Origin of the sequence: Dactylosporangium sp. NPDC051541 (genome assembly GCF_044454505.1) — a bacterium.
Lineage (GTDB): Bacteria > Actinomycetota > Actinomycetes > Mycobacteriales > Micromonosporaceae > Dactylosporangium.
In genome coordinates this window covers 560,038-575,704 of sequence record NZ_JBITDU010000005.1, presented here as the reverse complement: position 1 = coordinate 575,704, position 15,667 = coordinate 560,038, and the positions used below count along the sequence as shown (strand labels likewise).

The following is a 15,667-nucleotide window of genomic DNA, read 5'->3' as shown; positions in this document are numbered from 1 at the left end:
TTCGCTCGTTACTTGTGGCGGTTGTACATCTTCGGGGCCTTCGGGTTGCTGCCCTTGCCCATGCCGCGGCCGCCGGCGCCACCGTGGCCCGGGTAGGTGCGGTTGGCCTGGGCGCGGCGGAGGGCCTCGAGCGGGTTGGTGGGCTCGGTGTCGTCCGGGGTCTCGGTGGTGTCGTTCGGCTCGTCGTTCACGGCAGGCATGAGCGTCTCCTTCGCGGGACTGACTGCGACTATGCGCCGATCCGGGGCGCGTGAACAGGCTGCGGCCGCGCGAGAGCACGAAGCGGGAGGTGAAGAACCCACAACGGGGGCCGTCGAGCGGCACCGGGATCAGCGGTGGGGCGACGGCACGCGCGGCGTCAATGGGCTCAGAAACGCATGCCACAACGGTAGCAGCACCCCGGCCCCGCGCGCACGCGAGTTCTCCGGGGTGCCGCTGCGCTACTCGAACACCTTCGTGGCCGGGGGCCAGCTCTCCGCGTTGTCCAGGTTCTGCGGCTTGATGCTCAGCGTGATCTGGGTGAGCTGGGCACCGGACGGATTCTTCAGGCCCACGGTCGACGCGACCGTGTAGGCCGAGCCGCTGTCCAGGAACTTGGTGCAGTGCTGCCGGTCCGGCTCGCATTCCAGCCGGCCGGCCAGCTTCGAGTTGCCGTCGCCGCGACCGACCGCGAGCGTGAGGACACCGATGTTGTCGAAGTCGTACGGCTCGATGATGGGCAGGCGGGCCGGGGTGGGACTCAGCCGCACCGCCGAAACGATCTCGCCCTCATCGAGCAGGTCGCGGCCGTTGCTCACCGCCACCAGCTGATAGCCCCGGACCGGGCTCGCGGTCTGGAACGCGACCGGGAACGGCCGCGGCGCGGCGGGTGACAGGCCGTCGGCGATCGCGATCAGGTCGTCGAGCGGAGGTACGTCCTCCCAGCTCGACCAGTAGATCGCCGCCCACGCCCCGTCCATGTACTGCCAGGCCAGGGTCGGCACCATCTCGCCGTGGTCCATCGCACCCTTGCCGGCCAGGGGTGGGCCGGACGGCGAGGTGGAGCCGCTGCCGGCGTAGGCGAGCAGCGCCACCTGGCCGTGGGGCAGCTGGAGCTTGTCGCCGCCCTTCTCGAACACGGCGGGGTCGAAGGCGTCCGGGCGGTACACGACCAGGCTTCCACCAGGGGTCAGGTCGGCGATCCGGCTGGGGGTCGCCCCCGGGGCCCCGGTGCGGTTCGTCACCGACGGCTGGGCGGCGGTCTGCGCCGGCGACGGATCGAGGAAGAGGCCGCTGCCGCTGATCGCGGACTCCTGATAGGCGACGGTCACCACATCGGGGTCGCTGACCTGGTAGCTCGGGGTCTGATAGCCCTTGTACGTCGTGGTGAACGGTGGCGCCGCGGCGAACGCCGTCGGGGCCGGTGAGGCGGCGCTGGGCAGCGAGCTCGGGTCGACGGCCGGGCCCAGCGCCGCCGGCCCGCCCGCGAACATGAACGCCGCGGTCACCGCCGCGATCGCCGTGACCACGCCACCGCCGGCCGAGGAGAGCAGGGCGTTACGCCGGCGGCGCCGCACCAGATGCCGGCCCGCGGCGGTGATGTCGTCAACGCTGAGCCGCGGTGGCGGCGCGTCGTCCCGGACCGACGTCAGCAGCGTGCGCAGATCCCGTTCCATGCCCTTCCCTCCCATCCAGCTCGTGGCCGACACCCTTTGCAGTGCCCTCCGAAAGGTCGTCCGAGACGCGGAGCTCTTCCGTGCCGAGCAGCGCTCGGAGCGCGGTGAGCCCGCGGGCGGTCTGACTCTTGACGGTCCCCGGCTGGCGGCCGAGCACCTCGGCGGTCTCCTCAACGCTCAGCCCCTCGTAGTACCGCAGCACCAGCACGGCGCGCTGGCCGGGTGCCATACGAGCGAGGGCCGCGCGAATCCGGAGCCGTTCGTCGACCTGATCGGCGTGGTCCGGTCCGGGCAGCTCGGGCAGCGCATAGCCGGCCGAGCGCTCCCGACGCCGCCAGGGCCGCCGCGACTCGTCCACCAGTGCGTGCACGATCGCCCGCCGCACGTACGCCAGCGGTGTGTCGACCTTGGTCCAGCGCACGTACAACTTCGCGAGCGACGCGGCCACCGCGTCCTCGGCGGCGTGCCAGTCCCCGCACGTCAGGTAGGCGAGCGAGCGCAGACCGTCGAATCGCGCGGTGACGAATTCGCGGAAGTGCGCCTCGTCGTCTTGGTTCACCCGTTCGGGCTCCCTTCGTCCGGGGGTAGACGGCACTGCCCGGGGAAGGGTTGCACACGATCGGGGGAATTTTCGTCGGCCGTTTGCCCGGTTTCCTGGCGTTTCACGCCGCGCTCGGTGATCAACGGCGATATGTCCGGCACCGCCGCGCCCCACTTCGCTCGGCGTATCGGACATGTCGCCTGTCGGGGTATAAATCCGAAAAGTCGTGGACACGAAGTGTTCGGACTTTTCGGTCCACGCCGCCGGCATCGGCATGCGGCCGGGCCGGCATCGGCATGCGGCCCGGCCGGCAATGGCATGCGGCCTGGCCGGCAGCGGCATGCGGCCTGGCCGGCAGCGGCATGCGGCCTGGCCGGTGGTGGGGTCAGGCGTTGCCGCCCACCACGATCGTCGCGTCCACGGAGGCCGGGGGTGGAGTGGCCGGGCCGGTGGTCGGCGGCGGCGGGGTGGTGGGTCCGGTCTTGTCCGGGGTGGGGGAGGCCGGGGGCTGGGTGCCCGGGGCCGGCGAGCTCGGCGGGGCGTTGTTGGTCGGGCTGGCCGGGGCCGTCGAGGTGGTCGGCGTCGCGTTGTGGGAGGCGCCCGGGTTGGCCGGGGCCTTGTTGGTGGCGGACGGCGTGCCGGCCGGCGACGACGGGGGCTTCGCGTCGGGAACCTTCATGTCGAAGACGTCGCGGGACAGGGCGACGATGGCCAGCACCACGCCGGTGATCAGGGCGATCGCGGCCAGGGTGGCGACGATCGGGACCCAGGCCGGGCGGCGGGGCTTCTCGTCGGGGTCGCGCGCGGGCGGGGTGACGATGACGGTCGGGGCGGCGGCGCGGACCGGGGCGGCGATCGGGTCCTCGATCGTGCCGTTCTGGGCGGCGCGGGCGGCCGAGGCCATGGCGGCCGCGGTCGGGTAGCGGTCCTCCGGGGACTTCGACATCGCGCGTTCGATCAGGGCGCGGATGGCGGCGGGGAGGGTTTCCGGGAGTGGGGGCGGCTCGTCCTGCAGGTGCTTGAGCGCGATCTCGAGGGGCGAGTTGCCGTTGAACGGCGGGGCGCCGGTGACGCAGTGGTACGCGACCACGCCCAGCGCGTAGATGTCCGCCGACGGGGAGATCGGCCGGCCCGACGCCTGCTCCGGGGACATGTACAGCGCGGTCCCGATGACGGCGTTCACCTTCGTCACCGAGGTGACGTCGGACGAGCGGGCCACGCCGAAGTCGACCAGGGTGACCTCGCCGGAGTCGCTGACCAGGAGGTTGCCGGGCTTCACGTCGCGGTGGATGATCCCGCGCTCGTGGGCGGCGTGCAGGGCGTCGGCGGCCTGGGCCACGATGTCCAGGGTCGTGCCAACGGGCAGGCTGCCGTTCGCGTTGATCAGCTCACCCAGCGGGTGACCGTCGACGAAGGCCATGACCAGGAACAGTGTGCCCTCTGGCGTCTCGCCGTAGTCGTAGACGCCGACGACGCCGGGGTGGCCGATGGAGGCCATGATCCGGGCCTCGGAGCGGAACCGCCGGCCGAACTCGGTGTTGCTCATGTGCCCGGGCAGCAGCACCTTCACGGCCACGGTCCGGCCGAGCGTCTTGTCGGTGGCGCGGAACACCTGCCCCATGCCACCGCTGGCGATGAACTCGTCGAGGCGGTACCGGTCGCCGAGCACGTCCCCTGGTCCCAACACGGCAATGACCGTACCCAACGATGAGCTTCGCGACACGCCGGGCGCGCGGCGCGATATGTAGCCCGTGGGGACGGTACAGTCGGGCAACGGCTGACTCGATCCCCCCAACAAGGCCGGCGCCGATTTCGGCTCCCCCGGGTGGAGACAATGCCGTCGGGAGGGGCGAAGACCAGCGATGACAGGCATGGGCAGCCAGGCGGAGTCGTGGACCACGACGATGCGCGCCGAGCAGGAGCGGGCTTCGCTGGACCTCGGCGCTGAGCTGGGGCCGGCCGACCCGACGGCCTACACGATGCGCAAGCCGATCCCCGAGCCGATGCCGATGGACCGGCACGGCCCGGCGCGGATCATCGCGATGGCCAACCAGAAGGGCGGCGTCGGCAAGACCACGTCGACCATCAACCTCGGGGCGGCACTGGCGGAGTACGGCCGGCGGGTGCTCCTCGTCGACTTCGACCCGCAGGGCGCCCTCTCGGTCGGCCTCGGCGTCAACCCGCACAACCTCGACCTCACGATCTACAACGTCCTGATGGACTCCGACGTGACGGTCGAGGACATCCGCATCAAGACGGACATCGCCGGCCTGCACCTGCTGCCGGCCAACATCGACCTGTCGGCGGCCGAGATCCAGCTCGTCACCGAGGTCGCCCGCGAGATGGCCCTGGCCCGGGTGCTGCGGCCGGTGCTCAAGGAGTACGACTACATCCTGATCGACTGCCAGCCGTCCCTCGGCCTGCTGGCGATCAACGCGCTGACCGTCGCGCACGGCGTCATGATCCCGCTGGAGTGTGAGTTCTTCTCCCTCCGCGGCGTGGCACTGCTGCTCGACACCATCGACAAGGTGCGCGAACGGCTCAACTTCGACCTGGAGCTCGAGGGCATCCTCGCGACCATGTACGACAGCCGGACCACGCACTGCCGCCAGGTCCTGCAGCGCGTCGTGGAGGCGTTCGGCGACAAGGTGTACCAGACCGTCATCACGAAAACCGTGAAGTTCCCGGAGTCGACGGTCGCCGGTGCGCCCATCACGACCCTCGACCCGTCGTCGTCCGGGGCCCGCAACTACCGGCAGCTGGCCCGTGAGGTCATCGCCCAGGCGGCCGAGCGGCGGCTGTAGTAGCGGCTTTTCGCAGTTCGTGCGCTAGGTTCTTCGGGTGACTGAGCCGGTGGTGGAGACGCCTGCGGTCGTGGCGGCCGCGGAGGCGCCGGACCCGGTCGCGCCCGATTTGTCCGCCGAGCCGGTCGCCGCCCTGCCGGTCGCGGCCGAGACGACCGGCTTCAAGGTCAAGCTGTCCAACTTCGAGGGCCCGTTCGATCTGCTGCTCCAGCTGATCGGCAAGCACAAGCTCGACGTCACCGAGGTCGCGCTGCACACGGTGACCGACGACTTCATCGTCTACATCCGGGCGATGGGCGACGCCTGGGACCTCGACGAGGCCTCCGAGTTCCTGGTGATCGCGGCGACCCTGCTCGACCTCAAGGCGGCCCGGCTGCTGCCCTCCGCGACGGTCGAGAACGAGGAGGACCTCGCCCTGCTCGAGGCCCGCGACCTGCTGTTCGCGCGGCTGCTGCAGTACAAGGCGTTCAAGGAAGCGGCCGCGCACATCCAGGGCCTCGAAGCCGTCGGCTCGCGCCGCTACCCGCGCGCCGTCTCCCTCGAACCCCGCTACGCCGAGGCCCTCCCCGACCTGGTCCTGCACGTCGGGCCGCAGCGGCTGCTCAAACTCGCCGTCAGAGCGTTCACGCCCAAGGTGCCGCCGGTCGTCTCGGTCGCGCACATCCACCAGGTCCGCGTCAGCGTCCGCGAACACGCCAACCTCCTGCGCGACCGGCTCATGGAACAGCGCGAAGCCACCTTCACCGCGCTGTGCATCGACTGCGAGACGACCCTCGAGGTGGTCGCGCGATTCCTGGCCCTGCTCGAGTTGTACCGCGAGAACCTCGTTAACTTCGAGCAGCCCCAGGCCCTCGGGGAACTGCTGGTCCGCTGGACGGCCACCGAGGACGCCAACGTGGAGATCCAGGTCGACGAGTTCGAAGGCGCCCCCGCCGACGCCAAGCCCGCCGGTGACACGCCCGAGACCGACGCGCCCGAATTGGCGGATGCCGGGGATTCGTTGGATGCTTCGGAGCCGGACCCGGACGACGAGGGCCCGGACCTGGACGACGAGGTGGAATCGTGAGCGCCGAGGACGAGAAGCCGACGGGCTCGCTGGCCGACCAGGCCGCGAGCTGGGTGCCGCCGTGGGCCCGCCCGAAGGCCGAGGCCCCGCCCCAGTCGTTCCCGGAGCTCCAGTGGCAGTCCGACGACGCCGCCAAGGGCGAAGAGCCAACCGCGGAAGAGCCGGCGTCGGTACCTGACACAGCCGCGGACCCTCAACTAGACCTCGAGACCGAGGCGCCACCAGCACCCGAGCCGGCACCGGCATCTGCAACCGGCACGGAGCTCGAGCCACCCGCCGCCGGCGAGGACGAGCCCGAAGCGCAGCCGGTAGCGGAATCCGCAACTCTCGTGGAGCTTGAGCCGGCCGTAGGAGTCGCGGAGGAGCCCGAGCCCGAAGCACGGCCGGCGGTGGAATCTGAAACTCTAGTGGCGCCTGAGCCGACCGTCGGAGTTGCGGAGGAGCCCGAACCCGAGCCTGAGCCCGAGTCCGCGAAATCTGATGGCGGGGCTGACGGTCAAGTTGAGCTTGAGGCTGCGCCCCAGACGCCCCAGACGCCCCAGACGCCCCAGACGCCCCAGACGCCCCAGACGCCCCAGACGCCCCCGGAGTCCAAGGCTTTGCCCGGTGTCGCGGCGGCGGCCGAGAACGTGGAGATGGGGGATGCCGAGCTTCGGGCGGCCCTCGAGGCCATCCTCCTGGTGGTTGACGAGCCCACCGGTGAAGTGATGCTCGCCCAGGTGCTCGATCAGCCGGTCGAGCGGGTGGTGCGGGCGCTGGAGGCGGCCTCCGAGCAGTACACCCGAATGGGGTTCGGCTTTGATCTTCGGCGGGTGGCTGGGGGGTGGCGGCTCTACACGCGGCCCGAGTATGCGAGTTATGTCGAGAAGTTCGTGCTCGACGGGCAGCAGATCCGGCTCACGCAGGCCGCGCTGGAGACACTCGCTGTAATCGCTTACAAGCAGCCTGTTACGCGGTCGCGGATCTCGGCCATCCGCGGTGTGAACTGTGACGGGGTTGTCCGTACGCTGGTACTGCGGGGGCTGATCGAAGAGATCGGCAGTGAGCCGGAGAGCGGTGCGTTCCTGTATCGCACGACCTCGCTGTTCCTGGAGAAGCTCGGGCTCAACAGTGTTGAGCAGCTGCCCCCGCTCGCCCCGTTCCTGCCCGACGACATAGATGAGATCGCCGATGCCCAGCGTTGACCCGTCCGTAGAGTCCGAGTTCGAAGGTTCGGCGTTCGACGCGCCGCCCGACGCGGTGCCGCCACGCAACGAGGAGCGGCTGCAGAAGATCCTGGCCGCGGCCGGGCTGGGGTCGCGGCGGGCCTGCGAGCGCATGATCGACGCCGGCCGCGTCACCGTCAACGGCAAGGAGGCGACGCTCGGCGACAAGGCCGACGCGTTCCGTGACGCCATCCACGTCGACGGGTCGCGGCTCATGACCGACACCCGGATGGTGTACATCGCGCTGAACAAGCCGGCCGGGGTCGTCTCCACGATGGACGACGAGAAGGGTCGCAACGCGATCTCGGACCTCGTGCCGAACATCAACACGCGGGTGTTCCACGTCGGGCGGCTCGACCAGGAGTCCGAGGGCCTGCTGCTGCTGACCAACGACGGCGGGCTCGCGCACAAGCTGATGCACCCGTCGTATGAGGTCACGAAGACCTACCAGGCCGAGATCCCCGGTCCGGTGCCGCGGTCGATGGGGCGTGAGCTCAAGGCCGGCATCACCCTCGAGGACGGGCCGGTGAAGGTCGACTCGTTCCGGGTCGTCGACGCCTACGGGAAGGTCGCGCTGGTCGAGGTCGTCCTCCACGAGGGGCGCAACCACATCGTGCGGCGCATGTTCGAGGCGGTCGGGCACCCGGTGCAGCGGCTCATCCGCACCCAGATCGGGCCGATCCGGCTCGGTGACCTGCGGCCCGGGCGGACCCGGCACCTCAATCAGGGCGAGATCGGGGCCCTGTTCAAGGCGGTCGGGGAGTAGTCGCGGCCGGCGTGGCGGCGCTTGCCACGGACTGACATCAGAGCACGTGGCAGGGGTGCAGGGGGCGGCGAGCCCCTTGCCCGGGGCGGGAGCGAAGCGGCCTCGGAATCCCCTGCCTTCTGCTTGTCGGCTTTTGCTTTTCAGGACTGATCCTGTCCGCTTCCTGCAACATAATCGGTGCATGCTCGAGACTTCGGCGCGGTTGCTGACGTTGCTGTCGCTGCTGCAGGCGCGGCGGGACTGGCCCGGGCAAACGCTCGCCGACCGGCTCGAGGTGAGCCCGCGCACGGTGCGGCGGGACGTCGATCGGCTGCGTGAGCTCGGCTACCCGGTGCAGGCCACCCGCGGCCCTGACGGTGGGTATCGGCTCGACGCCGGTGCGGATCTGCCGCCGCTGCTGTTCGACGACGATCAGGCCGTCGCGGTCGCGGTGGCACTACAGACGGCGACCATGTCGGTGCAGGGCGTTGAGGAGGCGGCGCTGCGGGCGCTCGCCACGGTTCGCCAGGTGATGCCCGCCCGGCTGCGCCACCGGGTCGACGCGCTGCAGGTGACGCGGGTGCCGAAGAGCTCGTGGCGCGAAGGGGACATCGACGCCGAGCAGCTCCTGGCCATCGGGACCGCCGTCCGGAGCCGGGAGGTGTTGCGGTTCGACTACGCGGGGCGACGGGAGATGGTCGAGGGGGACGGGCCGCCGCGCCGGGCCGAGCCGCACCACCTGGTGACGTGGGGCGGGCGGTGGTACCTCGTCGGCTGGGACCTCGACCGCCAGGACTGGCGCACGTTCCGTGTCGACCGCATGACGCCGCGTACGCCGAACGGGCCGCGGTTCGCCCCGCGCGAACTACCCGGCGGAGACATCGCCGGCTTCATCGCGGAGCGGTTCGAGCGGCACGATCCCTGGCCGTGCCGGGGCACCGCCGTCCTGCACGTGCCGGCCGCGGCCGCCAACGAGTGGATCCGCGGGCAGGGGCTGGTCGAGGACGACGGCCCGGATCGCTGCCGGGTGACCGCCGGGTCCTGGTCGTGGACCGGGCTGGCGGCCTGGTTCGGGATGTTCGGGCACGACTTCGAGCTGGTCGGGCCGCCGGAGCTGCGCGCGGCCGGTGCCGAGCTGGCCGCGCGCTTCTCCAAAGCGGTCTAGCGAAAGACCTAGCCTTTGCGGACCGTTTCGAGGGCCTTGCCCCACGCGATCGTCTGGTCCAGGACCGTGTTCAGCGTGGTCTCGTGCTGCGGGCCCGGCTTGAAGGTGCTGAAGTTCTCGAAGTCGTGGAAGAGCGACAGCGCCACCTGGGCCCGCACGTCCGCGATCTGCAGCTCGGCCGCGATGAGCCGCAGGTGCTCCACGGCCCGGGTGCCGCCGGCGGAGCCGTAGCTGACGAAGCCGGCCGCCTTGTTGTTCCACTCGGCGTAGAGGAAGTCGATCGCGTTCTTCAGCGCGCCGCTGGTCGAGTGGTTGTACTCGGGCGTGACGAAGATGTACGCGTCGAACTCCGCGATCTTGGCCGACCACTGCTTGGTGTGGTCGTTGGCGTACTGCCCGAACGACGGCGGGGCGGCCTCGTCCAGGTGCGGCAGCTTGTAGTCGAGCAGGTCGACGAGCTCGAACTCCGCGTCCGTGCGCTTGCTCGCGATGTCGTGCACCCACTTGGCCACGGCTTCGCCGTTACGGCCCGGGCGGGTGCTGCCGAGGATGATCCCGACCTTCGTCATGATGGTTCCTTCACGCATAGGGTGACGTGTCACCGAGACCATAGCTCACGCGCAGGGTGATGTGTCACCCATGGCCGTAGACTTCGGGTGTGACGGATGCCCCTCATTGGCTCGACGAGCGCGAGCAGCGGGCCTGGCGCGCCTTCAACACGCTCAACTCGGAGCTCCAGCGGCGCACTGCCCGGCAGCTGCTGCGGGAGACGGGGCTCACGCTCTCCGAATACCTGGTGCTCTCCAGTCTGTCCGAGGCGCCCGGCGGCCGCCTGCGGATCTTCCAGCTGCGCCTGGCCGCCGACTGGGAGAAGACCCGCCTCACGCATCAGATCACCCGGATGACGGCCCGCGGGCTGGTCGCCCGGGAGCCGTGCGCCGACGACCCGCGCGGGGCGTTCGTCGTGCTGACCGAGGCGGGCTGGGAGGCGGTCACGGCCGCGGCCCCGCGCCATGTGGCGCACGTGCGGCACTGGTTCTTCGACGCGCTGCGCCCGGAGCAGGTCGACGCGCTGCTGGAGATCGCGCAGACGGTGCTCGCCCGGCTGCCCGAGGCCGACAAGACCATGGGGGAGCCCTGTATGCCCGATTCGTGCGCCCCTTGTGAGTAGCGCCTCCCGTGGGCGGTGGTCATCGGCGGGTCAAGTACTGTTTTGCAGGGCTTCATCGAGTCAGAGGAGACGGACGTGCACGACGAGGGCCGGCAACTGGTGATTGCCGTCGACGGGCCGTCCGGCTCCGGCAAGTCCACCATCTCCCGCCGGGTCGCCCAGGCGATCGACGCGCGTTACCTGGACACCGGGGCGATGTACCGCGCGGTGACCTACGCGGTGCTGCGTGACAACGTCGACCTGGGTGACGCCGACAAGATCGCCACGGTCGCCGAGGTCGTCGAGCTGACCATCGGCACCGATCCGACCACCCCGCACATCAGCGTCGACGGCGTCGGTGTCGACCGCGAGATCCGCGGCCCCGAGGTCACCGGCGCGGTCTCGGCCGTGTCCGCCGTGCCGGCCGTGCGCCGCCTCCTGGTGGACCGCCAGCGCGAGATCATCGCCGAGTCCGACCGGATCGTCGTCGAAGGGCGCGACATCGGCACGGTCGTCGCCCCCGACGCCGACCTGAAGGTCTACCTCACCGCCGACGCCGAGGAGCGGGCCCGCCGCCGCAGCTCGGAGAACGCGACCAGCCAGGCCGCCACCGCGGCCGACCTCGCCCGCCGTGACCGCCTCGACTCCACCCGCGCGGCCGACCCGCTGCGCCGGGCCGATGACGCCGTCGTGCTCGACACGACCGCGCTCGGCATCGACGAGGTGGTCGAGCGGCTGCGACGCATGCTCGACAAGGTGACCGCATGAACGAAGTGTCAGAGGACGTCTTCGACGAGTCGGTGGACACGGACGAGGACGTCGAGTTCGCCCTGCCCATCGTCGCCGTCGTCGGCCGCCCCAACGTCGGCAAGTCGACGCTGGTCAACCGGGTTCTCGGGCGCCGCCAGGCGGTCGTCGAGGACGTCGCCGGGGTGACCCGCGACCGGATCGCCTACGACGCCGAGTGGACCGGCCGCAACTTCACCATCGTCGACACCGGCGGCTGGCTCCCCGACGCCCGCGAGCGGGCCAAGGCCATCGCCACCCAGGCCGAGATCGCCGCCCAGACCGCCGACGTGGTCCTCTTCGTCGTCGACGCCACGATCCCGCCGACCGCCGACGACGAGGCCGCCGTCCGCATGCTCCGGCGCAGCGGCCGCAAGGTCATCCTCGTGGCCAACAAGGTCGACAACGAGCGCCTCGAGCACGAGATCTCCAGCCTGTGGGGCCTGGGGCTGGGGGAGCCCTTCCCGGTGTCGGCCCTGCACGGGCGCGGTTCCGGGGACCTCCTCGACAAGATTCTCGAAAACCTTCCAGAAGCCCGCCCGGTGACACCGCGAGAGGCCGGCCCGCGCCGCATCGCCCTCGTCGGCCGCCCCAACGTCGGCAAGTCCTCGCTGCTCAACAAGCTGGCCAAGGAGGAGCGGGCGGTCGTCGACTCGGTCGCCGGCACCACGGTCGACCCGGTGGACAGCCTGGTCGAGTTCGGCGGCGAGACCTGGCACCTGGTCGACACGGCCGGCCTGCGCAAACGGGTCTCGCACGCCAGCGGCACCGAGTATTACGCCTCCCTGCGCACCAACGCCGCCATCGAGGCCGCCGAGGTTGCCATCGTCCTGCTCGACGCCGGCGAGGTGATCTCCGAGCAGGACCAGCGGATCATCACGATGGTCATCGAGTCCGGCCGCGCCCTGGTCGTCGCCTTCAACAAGTGGGACCTGGTCGACGACGACCGCCGCTTCCAGCTCGCCAAGGAGATCGACCGCGAGCTGCGCCGCGTGCCCTGGGCCATCCGCGTCAACGTGTCGGCGCTGACCGGCCGCGCGGTCGACAAGCTCGCCCCCGCGCTGCGCACGGCCCTGACCAACTGGGAGCGCCGGGTCCCGACCGGCCAGCTCAACCAGTGGCTGACGGCCCTGGTCCAGGCCACCCCGCACCCGATCCGCGGCGGCCGCGCCCCCCGCGTGCTGTTCGCCACCCAGGCCGGCGTCTCCCCGCCGAAGTTCGTCCTGTTCACGACCGGCGTCCTGGACCCGGGCTACGTCCGCTTCGTGGAGCGCAAACTCCGCGAGGAGTTCGACTTCACCGGCACGCCCATCCACATCACCGTCAAACCGCGCAAAAAGAACAAGAAATAGCCGGGGGTACTGTCAGCAGACCTCCACGGCGGCCGCGTGCTGGATGCCGACCACGAACTCCAGCGCGCCCAGCGCACTCCAGGTCTGCGCGCCGACGACACCGTCGGCCCCGATCCGCGCCCACGCCTGAAACGCGCGCACCGACGCCTCCGTGTTGCCCCCGAACTCCCCGTCGACACCCTGCGGGGTGGTCTTCCAGAGCTCGGCCGCGCCCATGGTCAGGATCGTCTGCAGGTTGCGCACGACATCGCCCTCGTCGCCGCGCCGCAGGACCGGCATCGGCAGCCCGCTCGGCAGCGCCTCCCAGGTGGCCGCGTCCACGACCCCGGTGACCGCCAGCCCGGCCTGTTGCTGAAACTCCTTGGTCGCGGCCTCGGTCGCCGGCCCGAAGTCGCCGTCGACCTCGAGCCCGAGATTCGGCGTGCGCCGCAGTCCTCGCTGCGCCTGCGCCACCGCCTCGCCCGTGTCACCGCGCCGCACCGTCGGCATCCCTGGATTGGCCATGATGATCAGCCGCCTTCCTCAAGGCTCGGCTGTGCCCGAATTCCATCGAAGCCTGTCTACATCTTGATCGGCTTCGTGTCCAGAGTGGTCCGCTCAGGTGCGCTCGGTCTGCAGGCGGTCGGCGAGGACCGTCAGCTTGTCGGCGTGGTGCTCGATGGCGCGGATCATGCGGCGGTCGTCGTCGGCCTCGGCCCGGTCGGCCAGGATCTCGGCGTAGCCGCGGATGGGGGCCAGGCCCGAGCGCAGGATGAACGACAGGTCGTTGTTCATGATGTGGTGCAGGTCGGCCGGCTCCGGATGCGGGCGGCTGCGGCGCGGCAGCAACGCTTCCGCACCCGCGGCGAGCACGACAAGTACCACGAACACGGTGAGCGCCAAAGTCGTGCCCTCTCGATCGCCGCCGGCTGTCGGAGCTGACTTCGGCGCCGGCGGCCCGTCCGTGAGCACCGGCACCGAAGCGCACCCGGCCGGTGACTAGTCCGCCATCGCGAACACCTCGGCGTGCAGCTGCGTCTTCGGTACCCCCAGCTGGCGCAGCGTCGCCAGGACGGCGTCGGTCATCGCGGTCGGGCCGCAGACGTACACGTCGCGCTGCTTGATGTCGGGGACGACGGCCAGGAGGTGCTCCGGGCTCAGCGGGGCCGGCGTGGTGTCCCTGGTGCGGCCGGTGACCAGCTGCAGCTTCGCCCGCCGGGTGACGGCCAGGTGCCGCAGCTCGCTCAGCAGCGGGGCGTCGGCCTCGGAGCGGGCCCGGTACAGCACGATGATGTTGCCGTCCAGGGACTCCATCAGGGACCGGATCGGCGTGATGCCGACGCCGCCGGCGATGAGCAGCGAGGCCGACTTCATGCGGTGCCGGCTGGTGAAGGCGCCGTATGGCCCCTCGACGAACACGCGCGTGCCGACCTTGAGCTTGCGCAGGCCCGCGCTGCCGCCGCCGACGGCCTTGGCGGTCAGGCGGAGGCTCTGGCCGTCCGGGGCCTTCGACAGCGACCACGGGTTGACCTGCCACCAGCGGGTCGGGGTGAGGAAGCGCCACAGGAAGAACTGGCCCGCGTCCAGCGGCATCTTGTCCAGATCCCGGCCGGTGACATACACCGAGGTCACGTCGTCGGACTCGGCCACGATGTCGGAGATGCGCAGCCGGTGGCGCAGGTTGCGATACAGGGGCAGGAGCACCCGGCCGGCGACGAACAGCCCGATGGCGACCGTCCAGAGCAGCCACCAGTACACCTTCGCCCAGGTCGCGGGCTGCGAGATCGGGTTCTCGATGGTCTGGTGGACGATGGCGAAAGCGACAACGGCATAGGTTCCGAGGTGTACCGCATGCCAGAGCTCGTAGGGCAGCCGGCGGCGCATGAACCGGGTCGAGGCCAGGACCACGACCAGCAGGACGGTGCCCGAGATGATGCCGGCCAGGGTGCCGAGCGAGCCCAGCCACTTGTCCTTGAGCGTGTCGAAGGGCCAGTGATTGATCCGGGCGTACGCCCACGACGCGAGCGTGGCATGCACGATGATCGTCCACGCGAGCGTGATCCCGACCCACCGGTGCCAGACGGTGAGCTGCCCCATGCCGAGCCGCCGGTCCAGCCACGGCACCCGCGCGACCAGCACCAGCTGCAGGGCCAGCACGACGGCCGCGTGCAGGCCCAGGAACCGGCCCACCGACAGCATCAGGCTGGGCGCGTCGGAGGCGGTGAAGAACAGCACCTCGACCACGATCGCGTTGGCGATCGCCACGGCCAGCAGTGTGAACGACGCCCGCTGCGGGCCGGTGCCGCTCCGCGGCCGCCGGTGGCTGCGCACGCGCTCGGTCACGGCGGCCCGGGGGTCGGGCGTGCGCACCGGCGGCAGGGCTCCGGTGAGCACCGAGATCGACGAGCCCCGGTCCGGGACCGCACCGAACGTGGCCGGTGGGGGCGGGGAGCTCGGTGCGCGGCGCGGCAGGGGGTCCATCAAGCCTCGAATCGGTCGGAGAGGGCGTAGCGAAGCAGTACCACGTCATCCATGCGCCGTACATCCACCATCGTCGCCCGGTTGCCGGGGTGCCACGGAAACTGCCCGTCGCCGACGAACCTCGGTGCCCGCCCGTCGCCGACGAAGAACGGTGCGACGACCAGCTGCAGCTCGTCGACCAGTCCCGCGGTCAGGAACATCGTATGGACCGTACTGCCGCCCTCGACCAGCAGCCGCCGCACCCCCCGGCCGGCCAGATCCTCCAGGGCCCGTTCGAGGTCGACGGGCTCGCCCCCGTCGACGACCTCGGCCCGGCCGCCGAGCCGGGTCCGGTTGCGCCGGGCCGTCTTCGTCGCGCAGTACACGATCTTGTCCGTGTCGCCGTCGGTGAAGAACCGCGACTCCGGGTCGACGTCGCCGTGCCCGAAGATGGCGACCTTGACCGGCTGCGGCGACAGCCCGTGCTCGGCCCGCTGCTCCCGCCGCTCGGGCGCGCGCACCAGCAGCCGCGGGTTGTCCCGGCGGATCGTGTTGGCCCCGACCAGGATCGCGTCGCAGCCGGCCCGCATCGCGTCGACCCGGTCGAGGTCCTCGCTGTTGGACAGCACCAGCCGCTCGTCGGTGGCGTCGTCGAGGTAGCCGTCGAGGGACATCGCACAGCTCAGCACCACATACGGCCGGGCCTTCGGGGTCACCGCCGTATTTTCCATCCAGTTGTGCAGTTCAGGGGCGAGCATC

The 15,667-nt window shown here is 70.8% G+C and carries 17 protein-coding genes; 8 read left to right on the top strand and 9 right to left on the bottom strand.

All coding sequences use genetic code 11. The features are described 5' to 3' along the window. Positions 1-8: 8 nt before the first annotated feature. The 4 genes from ACIA8L_RS26380 to ACIA8L_RS26365 all read right to left on the bottom strand — a co-directional run bounded on the left by ACIA8L_RS26380 (position 9) and on the right by ACIA8L_RS26365 (position 3,883). Entirely contained in the window at positions 9-200 is a 192-nt protein-coding gene (locus tag ACIA8L_RS26380) for a hypothetical protein (RefSeq protein WP_395908985.1), read from the bottom strand. Positions 201-440: 240 nt separating this feature from the next. After that, positions 441-1,655, bottom strand: coding sequence for a hypothetical protein (locus tag ACIA8L_RS26375; RefSeq protein WP_395908983.1), 1,215 nt, complete (start codon positions 1,653-1,655; stop codon positions 441-443). After that, positions 1,585-2,214, bottom strand: coding sequence for a SigE family RNA polymerase sigma factor (locus tag ACIA8L_RS26370; RefSeq protein ID WP_395908982.1), 630 nt, complete (start codon positions 2,212-2,214; stop codon positions 1,585-1,587). The genes ACIA8L_RS26375 and ACIA8L_RS26370 overlap by 71 nt, the downstream gene beginning before the upstream one ends. A gap of 367 nt (positions 2,215-2,581) precedes the next feature. After that, positions 2,582-3,883 (bottom strand): protein kinase, encoded by a 1,302-nt coding sequence (locus ACIA8L_RS26365; RefSeq protein WP_395908981.1) that lies wholly within the window; start codon positions 3,881-3,883, stop codon positions 2,582-2,584. Positions 3,884-4,058: 175 nt separating this feature from the next. On the opposite strand from ACIA8L_RS26365, the gene ACIA8L_RS26360 reads away from it, so the two are divergent. From ACIA8L_RS26360 to ACIA8L_RS26340, 5 genes are all read left to right on the top strand, one after another. Next, the gene (locus ACIA8L_RS26360; RefSeq protein ID WP_395908980.1) at positions 4,059-5,000 is read left to right on the top strand and encodes a ParA family protein; all 942 of its coding nucleotides are present in this window, start codon (positions 4,059-4,061) and stop codon (positions 4,998-5,000) included. Between the two features lie 37 nt (positions 5,001-5,037). After that, positions 5,038-6,066, top strand: coding sequence for a segregation and condensation protein A (locus ACIA8L_RS26355; RefSeq protein WP_395908979.1), 1,029 nt, complete (start codon positions 5,038-5,040; stop codon positions 6,064-6,066). A 329-nt stretch (positions 6,067-6,395) separates the two neighbouring features. Next, on the top strand, positions 6,396-7,250 hold the full coding sequence (gene scpB, locus ACIA8L_RS26350) for an SMC-Scp complex subunit ScpB (RefSeq protein WP_395909050.1): 855 nt from the start codon (positions 6,396-6,398) through the stop codon (positions 7,248-7,250). After that, positions 7,237-8,037, top strand: a complete 801-nt coding sequence (locus ACIA8L_RS26345) for a pseudouridine synthase (RefSeq protein WP_395908978.1) — start codon at positions 7,237-7,239, stop codon at positions 8,035-8,037. The genes scpB and ACIA8L_RS26345 overlap by 14 nt, the downstream gene beginning before the upstream one ends. Positions 8,038-8,218: 181 nt before the next feature. After that, complete coding sequence (locus ACIA8L_RS26340; RefSeq protein ID WP_395908977.1) at positions 8,219-9,181, top strand: helix-turn-helix transcriptional regulator; 963 nt, start codon at positions 8,219-8,221, stop codon at positions 9,179-9,181. A gap of 8 nt (positions 9,182-9,189) precedes the next feature. Here the strand turns inward: ACIA8L_RS26340 and ACIA8L_RS26335 are convergent, their stop codons facing one another. Continuing rightward, positions 9,190-9,750: an NADPH-dependent FMN reductase gene (locus ACIA8L_RS26335; protein ID WP_395908976.1), complete on the bottom strand. Its 561-nt coding sequence runs from the start codon at positions 9,748-9,750 to the stop codon at positions 9,190-9,192. A gap of 89 nt (positions 9,751-9,839) precedes the next feature. On the opposite strand from ACIA8L_RS26335, the gene ACIA8L_RS26330 reads away from it, so the two are divergent. The 3 genes from ACIA8L_RS26330 (at position 9,840) to der (ending at position 12,469) form a co-directional block, all read left to right on the top strand. Beyond that, positions 9,840-10,352 carry a MarR family winged helix-turn-helix transcriptional regulator gene (locus ACIA8L_RS26330; protein ID WP_395908975.1) on the top strand — a complete coding sequence of 171 codons (513 nt, stop codon included), beginning with the start codon at positions 9,840-9,842 and terminating at the stop codon, positions 10,350-10,352. A gap of 75 nt (positions 10,353-10,427) precedes the next feature. After that, a complete protein-coding gene (gene cmk, locus ACIA8L_RS26325) occupies positions 10,428-11,099 on the top strand; it encodes a (d)CMP kinase (protein ID WP_395908973.1) in 672 nt (223 codons plus the stop codon). Beyond that, positions 11,096-12,469: a ribosome biogenesis GTPase Der gene (gene der, locus ACIA8L_RS26320; protein ID WP_395908971.1), complete on the top strand. Its 1,374-nt coding sequence runs from the start codon at positions 11,096-11,098 to the stop codon at positions 12,467-12,469. The genes cmk and der overlap by 4 nt, the downstream gene beginning before the upstream one ends. Positions 12,470-12,481: 12 nt before the next feature. Here der and ACIA8L_RS26315 read toward each other — a convergent pair whose 3' ends face one another. The 4 genes from ACIA8L_RS26315 to ACIA8L_RS26300 form a co-directional block, all read right to left on the bottom strand. Then, on the bottom strand, positions 12,482-12,973 hold the full coding sequence (locus ACIA8L_RS26315) for a peptidoglycan-binding protein (protein ID WP_395908969.1): 492 nt from the start codon (positions 12,971-12,973) through the stop codon (positions 12,482-12,484). Positions 12,974-13,066: 93 nt separating this feature from the next. Beyond that, positions 13,067-13,351: a hypothetical protein gene (locus ACIA8L_RS26310; protein WP_395908968.1), complete on the bottom strand. Its 285-nt coding sequence runs from the start codon at positions 13,349-13,351 to the stop codon at positions 13,067-13,069. A gap of 96 nt (positions 13,352-13,447) precedes the next feature. Beyond that, a complete protein-coding gene (locus tag ACIA8L_RS26305; RefSeq protein WP_395908967.1) occupies positions 13,448-14,929 on the bottom strand; it encodes a ferric reductase-like transmembrane domain-containing protein in 1,482 nt (493 codons plus the stop codon). Beyond that, positions 14,929-15,666: a RibD family protein gene (locus ACIA8L_RS26300; protein ID WP_395908966.1), complete on the bottom strand. Its 738-nt coding sequence runs from the start codon at positions 15,664-15,666 to the stop codon at positions 14,929-14,931. Before ACIA8L_RS26300 ends, ACIA8L_RS26305 begins: the two co-directional genes overlap by 1 nt. Position 15,667: the final 1 nt, after the last annotated feature.

Bases quoted from the DNA above. Each gene is read 5' to 3' on its own strand.
- der (WP_395908971.1), top strand. From the start codon at position 11,096: ATGAACGAAGTGTCAGAGGACGTCTTCGACGAGTCGGTGGACACGGAC.
- ACIA8L_RS26375 (WP_395908983.1), bottom strand. From the start codon at position 1,655: ATGGAACGGGATCTGCGCACGCTGCTGACGTCGGTCCGGGACGACGCG.
- ACIA8L_RS26360 (WP_395908980.1), top strand. From the start codon at position 4,059: ATGACAGGCATGGGCAGCCAGGCGGAGTCGTGGACCACGACGATGCGC.
- ACIA8L_RS26300 (WP_395908966.1), bottom strand. From the start codon at position 15,666: ATGCTCGCCCCTGAACTGCACAACTGGATGGAAAATACGGCGGTGACC.
- ACIA8L_RS26335 (WP_395908976.1), bottom strand. From the start codon at position 9,750: ATGACGAAGGTCGGGATCATCCTCGGCAGCACCCGCCCGGGCCGTAAC.
- ACIA8L_RS26305 (WP_395908967.1), bottom strand. From the start codon at position 14,929: ATGGACCCCCTGCCGCGCCGCGCACCGAGCTCCCCGCCCCCACCGGCC.
- ACIA8L_RS26340 (WP_395908977.1), top strand. From the start codon at position 8,219: ATGCTCGAGACTTCGGCGCGGTTGCTGACGTTGCTGTCGCTGCTGCAG.
- ACIA8L_RS26345 (WP_395908978.1), top strand. From the start codon at position 7,237: ATGCCCAGCGTTGACCCGTCCGTAGAGTCCGAGTTCGAAGGTTCGGCG.
- ACIA8L_RS26380 (WP_395908985.1), bottom strand. From the start codon at position 200: ATGCCTGCCGTGAACGACGAGCCGAACGACACCACCGAGACCCCGGAC.
- ACIA8L_RS26315 (WP_395908969.1), bottom strand. From the start codon at position 12,973: ATGGCCAATCCAGGGATGCCGACGGTGCGGCGCGGTGACACGGGCGAG.